The 15,162-nt window shown below is 44.1% G+C and carries 12 protein-coding genes and 1 tRNA gene; 7 read left to right on the top strand and 6 right to left on the bottom strand.

All coding sequences use genetic code 11. The features are described from left to right. Positions 1 to 303 precede the first annotated feature (303 nt). Positions 304 to 1,095, top strand: coding sequence for a phycobilisome rod-core linker polypeptide (locus tag F6J99_RS00780; RefSeq protein WP_293111285.1), 792 nt, complete (start codon positions 304 to 306; stop codon positions 1,093 to 1,095). On the opposite strand, the gene F6J99_RS00775 is transcribed toward F6J99_RS00780, so the two are convergent. Both F6J99_RS00775 and F6J99_RS00770 read right to left on the bottom strand, forming a co-directional pair. Further along, the gene (locus tag F6J99_RS00775) at positions 1,075 to 2,037 is read right to left on the bottom strand and encodes an RluA family pseudouridine synthase (protein ID WP_293111284.1); all 963 of its coding nucleotides are present in this window, start codon (positions 2,035 to 2,037) and stop codon (positions 1,075 to 1,077) included. The two genes, F6J99_RS00780 and F6J99_RS00775, sit on opposite strands and share 21 nt — an antisense overlap. A 92-nt stretch (positions 2,038 to 2,129) precedes the next feature. Beyond that, on the bottom strand, positions 2,130 to 3,569 hold the full coding sequence (locus F6J99_RS00770) for a transposase (RefSeq protein ID WP_293111283.1): 1,440 nt from the start codon (positions 3,567 to 3,569) through the stop codon (positions 2,130 to 2,132). A gap of 105 nt (positions 3,570 to 3,674) precedes the next feature. Here F6J99_RS00770 and F6J99_RS00765 point away from each other — a divergent pair, with 105 nt between their 5' ends. Then, entirely contained in the window at positions 3,675 to 3,875 is a 201-nt protein-coding gene (locus tag F6J99_RS00765; RefSeq protein ID WP_293111282.1) for a transposase, read from the top strand. A gap of 25 nt (positions 3,876 to 3,900) precedes the next feature. Continuing rightward, the gene (locus F6J99_RS00760) at positions 3,901 to 4,053 is read left to right on the top strand and encodes a transposase (protein WP_365972362.1); all 153 of its coding nucleotides are present in this window, start codon (positions 3,901 to 3,903) and stop codon (positions 4,051 to 4,053) included. Positions 4,054 to 4,179: 126 nt separating this feature from the next. On the opposite strand, the gene F6J99_RS00755 is transcribed toward F6J99_RS00760, so the two are convergent. The 3 genes from F6J99_RS00755 to F6J99_RS00745 all read right to left on the bottom strand — a co-directional run bounded on the left by F6J99_RS00755 (position 4,180) and on the right by F6J99_RS00745 (position 8,236). After that, positions 4,180 to 4,329: a hypothetical protein gene (locus F6J99_RS00755; RefSeq protein ID WP_293111281.1), complete on the bottom strand. Its 150-nt coding sequence runs from the start codon at positions 4,327 to 4,329 to the stop codon at positions 4,180 to 4,182. Positions 4,330 to 4,459: 130 nt separating this feature from the next. Continuing rightward, positions 4,460 to 7,252, bottom strand: coding sequence for a PAS domain S-box protein (locus F6J99_RS00750; protein ID WP_293111280.1), 2,793 nt, complete (start codon positions 7,250 to 7,252; stop codon positions 4,460 to 4,462). Between the two features lie 294 nt (positions 7,253 to 7,546). Next, positions 7,547 to 8,236 carry a C40 family peptidase gene (locus tag F6J99_RS00745; RefSeq protein WP_293111279.1) on the bottom strand — a complete coding sequence of 230 codons (690 nt, stop codon included), beginning with the start codon at positions 8,234 to 8,236 and terminating at the stop codon, positions 7,547 to 7,549. A 619-nt stretch (positions 8,237 to 8,855) separates the two neighbouring features. Between F6J99_RS00745 and F6J99_RS00740 the strand changes: the two genes are divergently transcribed. Further along, a complete protein-coding gene (locus F6J99_RS00740; RefSeq protein ID WP_293111278.1) occupies positions 8,856 to 9,932 on the top strand; it encodes a hypothetical protein in 1,077 nt (358 codons plus the stop codon). A gap of 140 nt (positions 9,933 to 10,072) precedes the next feature. Here the strand turns inward: F6J99_RS00740 and F6J99_RS00735 are convergent. Continuing rightward, positions 10,073 to 10,161 (bottom strand) — tRNA-Ser (locus F6J99_RS00735). A 104-nt stretch (positions 10,162 to 10,265) separates the two neighbouring features. Here F6J99_RS00735 and F6J99_RS00730 point away from each other — a divergent pair. The 3 genes from F6J99_RS00730 to F6J99_RS00720 all read left to right on the top strand — a co-directional run bounded on the left by F6J99_RS00730 (position 10,266) and on the right by F6J99_RS00720 (position 14,784). Beyond that, entirely contained in the window at positions 10,266 to 10,493 is a 228-nt protein-coding gene (locus F6J99_RS00730; RefSeq protein ID WP_293111277.1) for a hypothetical protein, read from the top strand. Between the two features lie 169 nt (positions 10,494 to 10,662). Continuing rightward, positions 10,663 to 12,072, top strand: a complete 1,410-nt coding sequence (locus F6J99_RS00725) for a glycosyltransferase (RefSeq protein ID WP_293111276.1) — start codon at positions 10,663 to 10,665, stop codon at positions 12,070 to 12,072. A gap of 426 nt (positions 12,073 to 12,498) precedes the next feature. Further along, positions 12,499 to 14,784, top strand: coding sequence for a polysaccharide biosynthesis tyrosine autokinase (locus tag F6J99_RS00720; RefSeq protein WP_293111275.1), 2,286 nt, complete (start codon positions 12,499 to 12,501; stop codon positions 14,782 to 14,784). The last annotated feature ends 378 nt before the right edge of the window (positions 14,785 to 15,162 follow it).

Raw genomic sequence — 15,162 nt, 5'->3', positions numbered from 1 at the left:
AAAATTATTACTTTGATTAACGTTTTAATTAATCAAAATTAATAATCTATTAGTGATTAAGGTGATTAAGTTAAAGGGGAAGACTCAGAGTAATCACACAGATTAATCACAAAAGCAAGAAGAAGGTTAGTTGATTAACCCATAACTATTGACGATTGACGATTGACTGCTGTGCCAGCTATCACTAGTCGCTTGAGAGATTAACATATCGATTAAAATATAATTTTTTTATAGACTGACACAGGATTCATTATATATTTGATTAAGGTTTGTAAGATTTTCTAAGAATACGGAGATAAAAACGTGGCTATTCCTTTACTAGGCTACGCCCCTGTGACGCAGAATGCGCGCATAAATGGGTATGAGATACCAGGAGAAGAGCAACCCAGAATTTATTCCACTGAAAACTTGCTCTCCCCCGGAGACATGGATGCCCTAATCGAGGCAGGATACCGTCAGATCTTCTTCCATGCCTTTGCTTCGGATCGTGAACCGTTCCTGGAGTCCCAACTCCGCTTCGGTCAGATCACAGTGCGGGACTTCATTCGTGGGTTGTTGCTTTCTGAAACCTTCAAGACCAGCTTCTATGACAAAAACAGCAACTATCGGGTTGTAGAGCAGTGTGTGCAGCGGGTGCTTGGACGTGATATCTATGGCGAAAGAGAAAAATTAGCCTGGGCAGTTATAATTGCGACAAAGGGTATCCAAGGCTTCGTCGATCAACTGCTCGACAGCGAAGAGTACATGGAGAATTTTGGGTACAACACCGTCCCCTATCAACGGCGTCGAGTGCTTCCCGGTCGCCCTCAGGGTGAAACACCATTCAACATCAAATCTCCACGTTACAACGAATACTACCGTGCAGTACTGGGCTTCCCACAAATCATTTGGCAGACCCAGGTGCGCAGTTACGTGCCACAAGACAAGAAGGCCAAGGCAGGGGATCCATCTCTGTATATGGGCATGGCACGGGATCTGTCTCCCCAAGGCAACACTATCCCACGAATATCAGCTTTGAACATCGATTACGAATCCTTAGTGCCATATCGGGCTAAGGAATCTCCGCAAAAGGAACTAGCTCAAGCGAAGTCGTAGCACGTCTAAGAGTTTGATCAAAGCTAGGGGGGGAGGGGCAACAAACTCAATCCACTCCCCAGAAACCGGATGCTGTAGTTGTAGTCGCCAAGCGTGAAGTGCTTGACCCGGTAGATTAACACCGACAGAACGACCACTGCTATAAACGGGATCTCCAACAATGGGATGACCAATATAGCTACTGTGGACACGAATTTGGTGGGTGCGACCAGTTTCTAATTGGAAATGGATCAGGGTATAGTTGCCCAGTCGTTCTCGGACTTGCCAATGGGTAATAGCTGGGCGTCCCCCTTTTTCTACTGGCACGACAGCCATTTTCTTGCGGTCTACAGGATGCCGTCCAATCGGTTGGTTAATGGTGCCAGACTCAGCAGAGGGAGCACCATAGACTATACCTAAATATTGTCTTTGAGCAGTTTTGGCTTGGAGTTGGGCTTGTAGATGTCCATGAGCCTGGTCAGTTTTTGCGATCGCAATTGCACCAGTTGTATCCTTATCCAAGCGGTGGACAATGCCTGGACGCTGAACACCACCAATACCTGTCAGTTTAGGACAGTGGGCTAAAAGGGCATTGACAAGAGTACCACTTTCATGACCTGGTGCTGGATGAACTACCAAACCAGCCGGTTTATTAATAATAATCAGAACGTCATCTTCATAAAGAATGTCTAAGGGGATGACTTCCGGTTGTAATTCCAGAGGTTTGGGGTCAGGAATGGTTAGGGAGATGCGATCCCCTAGCTGAACTTTAGCTTTTTTTGAGATGCACACGTGATCATTCACTTGCACGTTGCCTTGTTCAATCAGCTTCTGGATACGAGAGCGAGACAAGTCAGGTGTTTGTTGAGCAATATAGCTGTCAAGGCGATAACTGGGAGTGGAATCAGTAGACTTGCTACTTTCGTGAACTTGCAAGAATTTGATAGAAAGCTGAGGGGTCATTGTTGATCTTTGATTGTCAACTGAAGTGAGAATTAGGAATACAGAAGACTTGAACGCACCCCAGCTAAATTAAAAATTCTAGCTGGGGATTCTTATGCTAGGTTGGACTCAGATAGCTTCCATAAACTACTGAGAGTCACTGGCGTTCTCAGCGTGTGGGAGGAACTTCTGCCTTCCCAGACCCTAGTAAATTTCCCGTTAGTTAGCACGGCATACCAATATCTAGCGCCGATGTTATAAGAGGCAGATAAGTCGGCGTTATAGCGCTTGCCGTTCTTGAATCTGGCCAGGGAATACTTCTTGTTGCTGCGGGAAATTAAGCCAGACCCATCAAACCCATAAGCACTGGTATATTTGGCGTTAACCTTGACGACGTTCCCGCCTAACTCGCTAAATTTCTGGATGGCAAGTTCCACAATCCGGTCTTTACACCATTGGTGGAATCGTTGCTTTTGGACAGAGCCGTGCTTACCCCCTTTTGCCTTCCAGTTTGACAAGTCCTCAAACACAATCACGCTCACTTGATGAGCTATTCCAAAGTCTATGACAGCTTTGGAGACGACTTGAGCAATGTGTTGGTTGATCTGTTTGGACTTGCGATACAATCCCTTGCAGAACCCTTGAGGCAAATTCCGTTTGGTGATCTTACGGGTTTGCTTGGACTTAGTGGCAATACGCTGCTTGCGTTGGTCACGGCGGTCTATGTCTCTGGCGGGGGAAATAAATTTCCTCGCTTTTACAGTACCGTCCCGACTAACGATAGAGCAGGTCGCTGTCGTGTTAATTCCTAGGTCTACCGCACAAACCCACTCGGATTCCGGCAGTTCCTTAATTGCGATCTCGACGGGCATCGACAGATGAACGCTGCGGCGGTTAGCAATTAACGAAGGCGACATCAGTTTGTTGTCTTGACCATGATGGCGGCTTTTCCCCGATGAACGAACAGGAATAGCCAATAACCATACCCAATCCTTACCGCTCCAAACCTTGAGGTCTACAGCTTTAAAATTAGCGTTATAGCGAATTTGTTGACCTTTGTACAGAGCTGGGTAGCTGTTACCGATGGCAGTAAGCTTAGGCGACTTGTCGTGTCGGTGCTTTCTATTGCCTCGTTTCCAATCCTGCCAGCGAGTCACAAAGCTGCTAACAATCCCTAATGCGTCTTGGATGGCAGCGCGTCTTAGGTAGCTGGGAAACTTGCGAAACGATGGATGGTTATTGATGGCTTTTTTGAAGTACCAACCATATTTAGGATTGGGATTATTTGCGGTCTGGTGAACCAACTTCTCCAGGGCGTTCACCCGTTCTTTGGCAGTTAACCCCAACAGGGCAGACCAATTCCCATAGGCGATTAGTACCAAAGGTTTTAGGAAATGGCGGTACTCTTCCACTGTCAGAATAGCTAAATTGCGCTGGTGGCGAGTCAAAGACAGCGACCAGACATCCGTTCTGATCCTGGACGCTGTCTTTGACTTTTTACGCTTAGTTCGCTTTTTAGCTTGCTTCTGGCCCATGGAAAAAGACTTAACCATACCATATGTATTTTCACCTGCTAAGATTTAGTTGTCAATTTAGTTGCCGATACCGCTCTATGGATTTGCTGGAGACTCAAGACTCACTCCAACTCAGCATTTCGGTTGATCTATCACTTGGGACTAGTGACTAAGTTCAGAAACAATTCCCTAACAGGGGAGATGCTTGAACCCTTGGAAGACATTTTGAGGGCTACCCTAGCAAAATGGGATTGTGAACTGATTGAATTTGGGGGGGAGAGTAATCACGTCCACGTTTTGTTTGAAGCTATCCCCAGTATTGACTTGGTCATTGCTAGTAAATAACCTCAAAACTGTTTCCTCTCGACTAATGCGCAAAGAGTATGCAGCCCATCTCAAACGTTTTTACTGGTCAGAAAAACCGATGTTCTGGGGTGGCAGCTATGCTTTGATAACAGTTGGAACGCAAGCTCCATTAGAAAAGCTGATTGCATATGTCCAGAATCAGGAAAAGCCAGAATAAGGATGCTGCGCTTTGTTTATTGGTTTCGCTAACCCCACCGCGCATCAAAGATTCTAGGTGGGGACTGCGCTCAACATTTTGTTCAATTATGTATTAATTATCAATAATTAACAATTATAGCGGTATTCAATTAGGTGAGGTACAAATTATTGAGGTGCGACCCGTGGCGAATTTAAGTCTTAATGGGTCAAGCGCACCTAAGGTTTTTAGGGAACAGCAGATCTCGGAACAGGCGATAGGGAACAGGAAACAGGGAGAAAATCCTATGCACCTCATTAGGCTAATAATAACTAGTATAATTAATAATTAACAATTAACAATTAACAATTAACAATTAACAATTAATAATTAACCAAAAACGATCAACCATTGTAGAAGTGATTAACCGGATTTGATCTTATTAATATTAATTATTTTGGTTCGTAGCAAAGTGCAGCGGTAGGGTAACCGTAAATGTCGTTCCCACCCCAACTTCACTGTTTACAGCAATTTTAGCATTGTGCAAGTCTAAACATTTTTTGACAATTGCTAAACCCAGTCCAGTCCCAGGGATACTGCCAACATTACTTGCTCTTTCAAAGGACTCAAATAGTTTCTCTTGGTCTTTTATAGGAATGCCGATCCCCTGATCTTGAACCTGGATTACTGCGGTCGAAGAATTGCAATTGAGTTCAAATTTGATCGTACCTCCTTCTGGAGAATATTTAATCGCATTTAAGAGCAAATTGTTAACAACATGACTCAACAGTCTTTCATCGATTAGGGCATCTTGACAGCTACCATGACTAATGAACATCAGGTTATGCTTAGAACCCAGGTTAATTTTAATATTTTCGAGTATGTCCTGACACAAAGCCACTAAATCCATGGATTCTGGTTCAAACTTGAGTTTCCCAGCATCCGCTTTCCCAATCGTTAGAACATCATCCAAAAGTTGAGTCATCCGGACCACAGCATGCTGAATCTTATCATGGTGCTTCTGTTTTTTCTCAGGGGACAATTTTTTCTGATAGCGTTGCAGCATTTGAGCAGAAGATTGAATGGTAGTCAGTGGCGTGCGAAACTCGTGAGAAACTAATGAAACGAAACCTGATCGGAGTTGACCCAGTTCTTTTTCCTTAGCCAATGCATTAAGAATATCTGCTTCTGCTTGCTTGAGTTCAGTGATATCCCTTCCCACCGCCTGGCATTCGATAAATTGGCCATGTTCATCAAACATAGCTCGATCACTCCACTGCTGCCAGCGAATTTCTCCAGAGTCGAGAAGAACTCGGTGTTCGTAAGTGTTGATCGGATTATCTACGGAAAGAGAACGGAAGTTCCGGGTAACAATGTCTTCGTCTTCCGGAGGCATTTTTGGCAAAAATACTTTCCCTACTAATTCAGAGCGGTCTTTGTCAAAATAGCGGCAGTAAGCATCATTGACAAACGTTAGGGTGCCATCAAGTTTCAAGCGACAGATCAGTTCAGTTTGATCTTCAATGATGGCACGAAATCGTTCTTCACTGTGTCGCACCGCCTCCTCTGCCTGCTTGCGTTCTGTAATGTCTTCAACCATGCTCAAAATACACAGGATTTCTCCTGCTTGATTTCGCATAGCCATCATGGTTAAATTACCCCAGAGGGTATCTTGATTCTTTTTACGGTAACGTATTTCTAACTTAAAACTATCAATTTCTCCTTGTATGACCTGCCTAATATAAGGCTTGGCTTGTTCTAGGTCTTCAGGATGAGTAATTGCCAAACCATTGAGAGCCATTAGTTCAGACTTGGTGTATCCGAGCATTTCATAAAAAGCCCGATTCACCTGAATAAACTGATAATCCAAATCTGATAGTGACATTCCAATAGGTGCTTCATCAAACACCCGTCGAAATTTTGCTTCTTTCTGGTCTAACGCGGCTTCTGTATTTAGTCTCAATTGCTGATAGGCTTGCCGTAGTTCTACCTCTGCCTGCTTGCGCTGGGTAGTATCTTGGATAATCCCGATAACTTGATAAATATTTTCTTGCTCATCTAGCAGGGGAATATAGGTAGCGAGGACAGTGAGTCCACCAACCTCTGGCAAAGTCAAAGTCAGTTCTTCCACTTGTGGCATCCGGGTTTCCACAGCCTTTTGTAGCAGTTTCACATAGATATCCTTAAATACAGGAGGATAGATTTCTTCGTCAGTGTGACCCAGTAGTGGTGAATCAGCCACTCCAGTTAGCTTAACCCCTTGTTGATTGATAAACTGGAGCCGCCGCTGGGCATCATAGATAATAAATGTACCGGGATAATTATCCACTGCTAGCCGAAATCGTTTTTCGCTTAGGCGTAATGCCTCTTCTGCCTGTTGGCGCTCCGTGATGTCAACAATTAACCCCAGCAGACGATTGAGATTACCTGAACTATCTAGGTAAAACTGTCCTTTGTTCTCAACGGTGATGTATGTGCCATCCTTCTTACGGATCCGATAGTCAATATCAAAAGGCTCTTTAGTGACAATCACCCGTTCAATGGTGTGTCGGTATCGTTCTAAATCATCAGGATAAATTAATTCATCCCACCCTTGCCCAGTGTTGGTGAGTTCTCCTGGGTAATAACCCAATACTTGTTCAATATTGTGACCCCAAATCAATTCATTGGTCTGGGTATTCCATTCGTAGAGCAGATGACCACTAATTTGACTAACCGCTTCATAGCGATAAAGCCATTCCGTTAATAGAGCAAAGTCACTTTTGAAGTTTTGCTGATCTAGATTTAGATTTTCAAAGCCCTTACTGCCTTTATAGGAGCCAGTAGAGTTACCATAGTCCAATCCCGATTCTAGCTGTTTAATACTAGTGATATCTTTAGCAACAGCATAGAGAAGACCCTGTTCATCCTGTGAAATTCTCCAAGCGAGCCAACGCAAGCTACCATCTTTGTGGTATAATCTATTCCGGTATTCGACTAGTTTTCCTTGACCACAATCACGAAGGGCATTGAGAGTAAATTCCCTATCTTCTGGATAAATCCACTCAATCCAAGGTCGCGATCGCAATTGGGAGCAAGTCCAACCTAGAACCTTTTCCCAAGCCGGATTAAGTTGTTGAAAATATCCGTTTTGACCAAAGGTGCATAATAGATCAAGTGATAAAGAAAACCAGATCTTTAGGGCGGACTCTGCCTCTGCCATTGTTTCAGTACTTTTTATGTGAGACTGAGTGGTGTTCATTGCTGGGCTCGATCCGTCAGGAATTCTACAGATAAGCTAGGGATACATCTACCCACAGTCTTCCCTCAATAATCAGTATAATCACAAGATCATCAGCAGGAATATTTTAGAAAGCTCAGAAGATTTCTCTGAGTAAAGGAAATTGTGAGGACATTTTGTGGTAATTTTTGTTAGTCTTTTGCCCTGAAGCCCTGCTGAGAGCTTTATAGTAAGCCTGATTACCATGTTCTCTTCGAGCAGTACGCTGGTAAATAACTGTGCTAGATAACTGTGCTAGATAATTGTGCTAGGTGACTAGGGCTGATAACTTGTCACAACTCGCCCAGCTCCGTAGCGCTGTCGGTAATAATACTTTGTTATCTCATCCCCTTGTTCTGAAAGCTGGTCAATTGCAATCCCATTTCGACCATGATCAATACCCGAACTATGAATGTAATCACCATCACCTAGATACAATCCTACATGGTTAACTTTTTGACCGGTAGCGAAAAAGACCAAATCCCCTGGTTGTAGTTGCTCCATTCTAATGGTTTGGGTGAAAGCTGCTTGCTGATAGGAATCTCTGGGTAACCAAATCCCCGATGCTGCAAACGCTGCTTGCATCAGCCCTGAACAGTCATAGTTGGGACCTACTGTACCCCCCCAAAGGTAGTAGGGATTTTGATCCATTGCTGCTTTAGTAAACCCAATTACCGCTTTTATTCGTGCTTGAATTTGAGCTGGAGACAGAGAAATGGGGCGATAAGGAGTCTTAGCTATCTCCAGTAGAGCCAAATCCGACACAGGCAACCAACCAGAATAGTTATCTTCGCACAGACGTACTTCTAAGGCATTACCGACAGGCGGGACAGACTTGACCCGCAAGTGCCTTCCTGTAGCTGCTTGTGTTGTCAAACGCTTACAGTTGGGCGAATCATAGAGGTTGAGATTAGCACGACAGTAGTATTCTAAATCATTGGCTCGTAATTGCTCAAGCAAAACCATAGTATAGGAAGGCGGAACTTACACTCAGATTATGATCCTTTTCTAGAAGGATGAACAACTAGGAAGATTCAGCAGTGAAATCAACCGTTGCCCGTTGACCAACCTTTCCCTGACTGCCTCATGATCAAGTTACTCTGATCGAGCGCCTCCGTATCTGTGATGGGAGTTACGGTACTCGAAAGGTGCGACTGCCGCCACGGGAATTTAATTCTTAATGCCGAAAGCTAACCTAAGCTGTTCTAGTCAACTTTTGCATGGGTGCATGGATGCCTATTGCCTTCCCGATAGGGGTATACAGAGATTTTACAGGTTTAGATAGCTAAGTCCTGTGTTAGTAGTGAGGTTTACCCAGGGCAAAACTAAAAGCCAAAATGAGGTTATTCTGCTCTTTGTATCTGGTAAAGTTGGTCGGATGAGTAGACTATCCTAGGATTGGGTTCAAGTTCTTGAGTAGCTTATGTGATCTCAATGGCTAGCAGCTACAAGTTACTGACCAAGAAATATAGCTTTTAGCTTTTGCCTAACTGCTATATTTGTTACCCCTAACCAATAACCAAGTAGTTTTTGAGGAGTGAGTGTGAAGAGTAATTTTCCTAAGACCCTTTCGATGCAACTGAGTATGGCAGTATTGACGATGGTCAGTTACCAGCTGTCTGCTACTGCTGAAACACCTAGCTATAATTCATCGGTAAAGCAATTTACCCAGACAGCAGCAGCGGTCAGACCTAAGCAATTAGCAGCAGCTTCCACCATCACACTTGACCCTAATCGATTTAATCCGGAAACTACACAGACTCCTGAAAATATCTTCAGACCAACTAGTCTGCCATCAGAGAATCTCAACACTATCACTGACCATCGAGCTAATTCCCGTTTAGGGCAATTGGACAGGATAGGAGCAGCGGTTCGTGCTACTAAGTCGGTAGGGTCTCCTAATGAATTGGTAAACCGCTCCCAATTCAATGGCTCAGTTGCACCAATTGCTGACTATACAGTCACACAGAAGCAGGTACCATTAGCCAATTTAGAAACTATCCAGTATCGTGCTAATCTCCCCAAACAAGAGCTAGAACCGATCACTGAGCAATCCCAAAAACCTTCTCGAGAGTTCAATAATCCTGTGGTAGCTCCACCGAGACCAGGGACTTTAGCGACATCTGTAGCAGCTCTAAACATACAACTAGATCCAGCCAGCTCTCCCACCTCAGAGCCAACCTCCTATGAAGTAGGCACCCCTGTAGCTCAAAGAAACATTGATCCTACTGGCAAGAGCCTTGGGGTTGGAAACTATATCGGAATTGGCGGTCATATCGGTTTTACTGATGATGGCACCAATATTGGTCGAGGTGGCTTTATGATTAACGGCAAATACGATTTATCCCCCACTTTATCAGTGCGTCCTAGCATACTAATCAATGATGATGCTACCTTTGTGATCCCAGCCACTTACAACTTTATTTTCCAGGATGAACCGTTTGAGCCGCCTACTTACTCAGCTTTCGCTGGTGCTGGTTTGGCTTTTTCTACAGGTGATGAGGACAATGTCGGTTTAATCGTTACTGGTGGTGTTGATTGGCCATTTGGACCCAATTTTGTTGCCAATGCTGCTTTAACTGGTGGAATTTTCGTTGATGGTGCCACAGATCTCGGAATTTCTTTTGGCATTGGTTACAGCTTCTCTAACTTTGATAGGTAGACAAGGGACAAATAGAAGCAAAGAAGGCATAAGATGCATAATTACTGAATCTTATGCCTCCTTTTTACAAAGACCTAGGTAGAGTTAATCAAACTTTCTAAGCAACGAAAGTTTGATTTTTGCCAGTTGAGGATACTCAACGGAGAGGGAGGGATTCGAACCCTCGGATAGGCCTGAACCTATCAACAGATTAGCAATCTGCCGCTTTCGACCACTCAGCCACCTCTCCAAGGTGATGTCAATCCATACTAGCACATTTTTGAAGTTGTCAACTGCTAGTAATGTAAATTTTCTGATTAGAAACCATGAGCGATCGTTCACACTACTACAAACATGGGGGAAACCCCCAAGACTGCGCTGCCTTCCCAAGACCGTAATGGTGCGCTTACAGTCGTCCAATTAAATTCGCCACGGGTCGCACCTGAGGCATCGCTGAATGATGCACTATTTTTAAGTGAGGGACATTCAGGCAGCTATAAAGACCTGTGTGAAATCCCAGAAGCATCTCAAGAAGCTAAACGATACCATATAGTGCCCGACTTAAGTTATCATTTTATATAAATAAATTGTTAAATTTATTTACTTCCATCCACTGATGTGTTAAGCACACCTGAGAGGTTAAAATTTGTTAAGTGAGTGTGTAAAAGCTCGACGCTGAGGGTTTAGTCGGATAGAGGTCAGACTCCCCATACCTGAAAACCTTCTGTAAGCTCCAACATCAAAAAAGCCTATGAATACGAAAAATACACAGCACATTGCTCTGATCTCCGTTCACGGAGATCCAGCGATAGAAATCGGTAAGGAAGAAGCTGGAGGACAGAATGTGTATGTGCGCCAAGTGGGTGAAGCTCTTGCTAAGCAAGGGTGGCAGGTCGATATGTTTACTCGCCTCTCCAGTTCCAACCAAGCCACAATTGTTGAACATACTCCAGGTTGTCGTACTATTCGCCTAACTGCTGGTCCAAAAGCATTTGTGCCACGACAGGAGATTTTTGAATACTGCGGTGAGTTTTTAACCGAATTGCTTAAGTTTCAGGAGCAATCAGGCATTCACTATTCAATAGTACATACAAACTACTGGCTTTCGGCTTGGGTAGGTATGGAGTGGAAGAAGCGTCAATCCCTTCTTGATGCAATAGCGAGTGGGGGAAACCAACGGCAGTCGCTCATGGGGGGAACCCCCAAGACCGCACCGGTAGTCGCTCATGGGGGGGACCCCCAAGACCGCGCTACCTCGCTGCCTCCCCAAGACCGCGCTGCATCGCTTATTCAACTTCACACCTATCACTCCCTAGGCGCAGTTAAATACCAGTCAGTAGAAACAATTCCGAAGATTGCTGCGACTCGCTTGGACATAGAAAAAGCAGTGCTAGAAACAGCAGAACGAATTGTTGCTACATCTCCCCAAGAACAAGAACACATGCGTACGCTAGTTTCAAGTAAGGGGGACATTGATATTATTCCCTGTGGTACCGACATTGACCGATTTGGCAAGATTAACCGCTTAGAAGCACGGCAAAAACTTGGACTTAGCCCTGAAAACAAAATCATCTTTTACGTGGGACGGTTTGACGAACGCAAGGGCATTGAAACCCTAGTTCGAGCTGTTGGTTCCTCCCAGTTACGGGGTGATCCTAACTTGAAGCTGATTATTGGTGGTGGTTCTCGTCCTGGTGAGAAAGATGGTATGGAACGCGATCGCATTGAAGGGATTGTAGCTGAATTGGAACTGCAAACTATCACTACATTTCCTGGACGCATTGCTGATGAACTACTGCCAGCTTATTATGCTGCAGCTGATGTTTGTGTAGTACCAAGTCACTACGAACCTTTTGGTTTAGTTGCCATCGAAGCCATGGCTAGTGGCACCCCTGTAGTAGCTAGTGATGTCGGTGGTCTTCAGTTTACCGTTGTATCTGCAGAAACTGGCTTACTGGCACCACCTAAAGATGCTGGTGCTTTTTCGGCTGCTATCGATCGGATTCTCTCGGATCACGACTGGAAAAATCAACTTGGCTTAGGGGCAAGAGCAAGGGTAGAAAATATGTTTAGCTGGAATGGTGTTGCCCATCAGCTGAGTCAGCTCTATGAGAGCTTGCTGGAAGCCAAATCAGAGAATTTGGCAACAACTAGTGCCTGAAATCTATTGGGCACATTCATTCCGTGGCAATCAGGATAGATGTCAAAGGTTAAAGGATTAAGTTACGACCCTAGTATTCCTTTTGCCTTTTTGCATGGGTCCTATTCATCCTGATGGGTGGTATAACTGTTGTATCTGTAAATTGGGAAAGTTTGGTAAATTGGATATCCTATATGTTGGCAAGCGATTGCTTCGTGAGTCCGGAATGATGTTACATTAAATTTCTTGTTTTGACCTTCAAGCAAGGAAAATAAAAGGTTATTGCTGTTCGCTAGCCAACGCCCTTCGGGCTAATCGATATTGATCACAAAACCAGGCTAATCATTCCCGATGTTCCTGTAACTAGCATGTAACTAGGGTTTATGCATCCTACCAGTTATCCAATCTCCAATTCCCAATCCCCAAGTAGCAAGAAGAACTTGAATTATGGGTTCCCAAGGAGCTTATAAGCCATCCCTATCTAAGCATAGTGGTCAACAGCAGTATCGATCTTCTCCAGAACTAACAGGAGGAGCCTATGAGTTGGAAGCCAGCAAACTCGATCTGCGTCGTATATTAGCTGCTGCTCGTCGTCGAGCTGTCTTGATGGCAGGGGTCGCCCTTACTGTGACATCCGGAATTATTGCCAAAACTTTAAGTGCAGTTCCGATCTATGAAGGCAAATTCCAGCTGTTACTCGAACCCATATCTGGTGAAGACCCGTTGGAGTTGCAGGCAAAACCCGGGGTACATAGCATTGCTGCTCCAACTAAAAGTTTCGACTATGACACTCAAATTCAGGTACTAAGCTCTCCTCAGGTTATGTCTGAGATTGTGGAGCAAATTCAAACCCAATATCCAGAAATAAACTATCATACTCTCCGGGAAGGAATGATGGTATCCCGACTGCGAGAAACCAAAATTTTAGAAGTTGCCTACCAAGATTCAGACCCCGAAAGAATTCAATTTGTTTTGGAAAAGGTTGCTCTGGGCTACATCGAGTACTCTAAGCAACAACAACAGGCTAGCATCAAACAAGGCATTCAATTTGTCTCGAATCAGCAGCCGAAAATACAAGGACAAATTAATCAGCTTCAGCTACAACTCCAGCAACTCCAGCAGAAGTACAACCTGATTAATCCACAACTTCAGGGTGAACTGTTGACGAATCGGGTCAATGCTATTGTCGAACACAGACAAGCTACCCAAACTCAGCTGCGAGACATGATTATACTGTATGGGAAACTCAAAGGTCAGTTGGGGCTATCCTCACAGCAAGCGGAAGCAGTAGCTAACCTGATCGCAACACCCCGTTATCAACAATTGCTCAACCAACTTTCTAAAGTAGAAGGTCAGATGGTGTTGGATTTAGCAGAGTTCAAGGAAAACCAATCTACCTTTGAAGGATTAAGGCAACAACAGCAAAATTTACTCCCCCTGTTAAGCCAGGAAGCAGAAAAGGTGATAAATAGCCGTATTCAGGAGTTGAGTGGCAATGCTCCATCGGCTTCCTCAAGTAAAGTTCGCCTGAATTTGATTCAGCAGCTAGTAGAGACAGCGAACCAAATTAAGGTTTTAGAGATGCGCCAGGTCGCAATCGCTAAAGGGGAAAGTCTGATCAGTGAAAAACTTAAACAGCTAGCTGTGATTGCCGATCGATATACAGAACTCAAGCAGAAGATTGAGGTAGCAACAGAAAGCCTAAACCGCTTTGAGTCAGTTCGGGAAACTTTGGAACTTGAATCAGCTAAAACCAGTATCCCTTGGCAGACAATTGTTGAGCCGCAACAACCTGAAAAACCAATATCCCCAAATTTGCCTGATACTTTGCTCCTAAGCGCAGCCGCAGGGATAGTTGCAGGTGCCACGGCTGGGTTTTTAGCAGAAAAGTTACATCATTTACTTAACAGCACTGACGATATCAAAGAGTATACTCGCTTTCCAATATTAGCAACAATCCCCTTTAACAAAGAACTCCAGAAAGGCACTACCGTTACTGGTGTGGGCATAATACCCGAGCCAGAAGCCTCAGCTCCACAACTCGGTGTGGGATCTGGTAGTTACCAGATTTCTCCTGTTTTAGAGGCGTTTCGCTCTCTCCAAGTTAATCTCCAATGTCTGTATTCTGAGAAACCCATTAGCGCTATAGTGGTAACTTCTGCTGAACCAGTAGATGGTAAATCCACTACGGCTATATTCTTAGCCCTGGCAGCAGCAGCAATGGGGCAAAAGGTTTTACTGGTGGATGCTAATCTGCGCTTTCCTCAGATTCATCAGAAGATGGATTTACCTAATTTGTGGGGACTGAGCGATGTTATTTCTAGCGAAATCAAGGTTGATGATGTTATTCAGCGATCGCCTCTAGAGGAAAATCTCTGTGTTCTAAGTGCTGGTCAAATTTCCCCCGACCCCACCAGGCTTCTCAATTCCCCAAAGATGGAGAATTTAGTTCAATATCTCAAAGAGCGGTTTGAGCTGGTAATTTTTGATACCCCTCCCCTACTTGGTCTGGCGGATGCTAGACTGATCGAGCCTAATACCGATGGGATATTGATGGTGGTAGGTTTAGGGAAAGCTAAGCAAATTTTGTTCAAAGAAGCTCTCTCGGAATTGAGAATTGCTCATAGCAGAGTTTTGGGTATTGTTGCTAATGGTTTAAAAGGTTACACTACCGGTAGCTATGATTACTATCATCATTACTTTGGTAATACTCTTGAGGAAACCAAAGTTTAAAACCAAAGTTTACTAGTGATTCATCATTGGTCATGGGTGATTTGTATCTACCGATACTTTTTAGCTACCAAAATCTACTTTGCAGATTTTAGCCCACTAATGCAAGCTGCTTAAGCAGCCAGGGGGTATCTCCTTTGGCCAAGATCGGTTTTGTTCCGCTCTTGGCGCTATTATCTGTGTTTAATAGAAAACGCAACCACTATCATGGTTTGCTTTGGTTTTCGGCTTCAATTCAAGTTACAGAATGTTTTCAATGACACTAGAAAACTAATCAAAGTCTAACATATTTTTGTAGATACTGCCAGATATTTGGAGAAAATCGTCAACAGTGGCTAGCCCTCAGAACAAAGAGTGAATTATAAATAACTAACGACAAAT

It is taken from the genome of Moorena sp. SIO4G3 (assembly GCF_010692305.1).
In the GTDB taxonomy this organism is placed as follows: Bacteria; Cyanobacteriota; Cyanobacteriia; order Cyanobacteriales; family Coleofasciculaceae; genus Moorena; species Moorena producens_A.
The sequence above is the reverse complement of the archived record's forward strand: the minus strand, read 5'-3'. Positions and strand labels throughout refer to the sequence as shown.

Coding starts and splice junctions, on each gene's coding strand:
- F6J99_RS00775 (WP_293111284.1), bottom strand. CDS start 2,037: ATGACCCCTCAGCTTTCTATCAAATTCTTGCAAGTTCACGAAAGTAGC.
- F6J99_RS00770 (WP_293111283.1), bottom strand. CDS start 3,569: ATGGTTAAGTCTTTTTCCATGGGCCAGAAGCAAGCTAAAAAGCGAACT.
- F6J99_RS00760 (WP_365972362.1), top strand. CDS start 3,901: ATGCGCAAAGAGTATGCAGCCCATCTCAAACGTTTTTACTGGTCAGAA.
- F6J99_RS00755 (WP_293111281.1), bottom strand. CDS start 4,329: ATGAGGTGCATAGGATTTTCTCCCTGTTTCCTGTTCCCTATCGCCTGT.
- F6J99_RS00750 (WP_293111280.1), bottom strand. CDS start 7,252: ATGAACACCACTCAGTCTCACATAAAAAGTACTGAAACAATGGCAGAG.
- F6J99_RS00745 (WP_293111279.1), bottom strand. CDS start 8,236: ATGGTTTTGCTTGAGCAATTACGAGCCAATGATTTAGAATACTACTGT.
- F6J99_RS00740 (WP_293111278.1), top strand. CDS start 8,856: ATGGCAGTATTGACGATGGTCAGTTACCAGCTGTCTGCTACTGCTGAA.
- F6J99_RS00730 (WP_293111277.1), top strand. CDS start 10,266: ATGGGGGAAACCCCCAAGACTGCGCTGCCTTCCCAAGACCGTAATGGT.
- F6J99_RS00725 (WP_293111276.1), top strand. CDS start 10,663: ATGAATACGAAAAATACACAGCACATTGCTCTGATCTCCGTTCACGGA.
- F6J99_RS00720 (WP_293111275.1), top strand. CDS start 12,499: ATGGGTTCCCAAGGAGCTTATAAGCCATCCCTATCTAAGCATAGTGGT.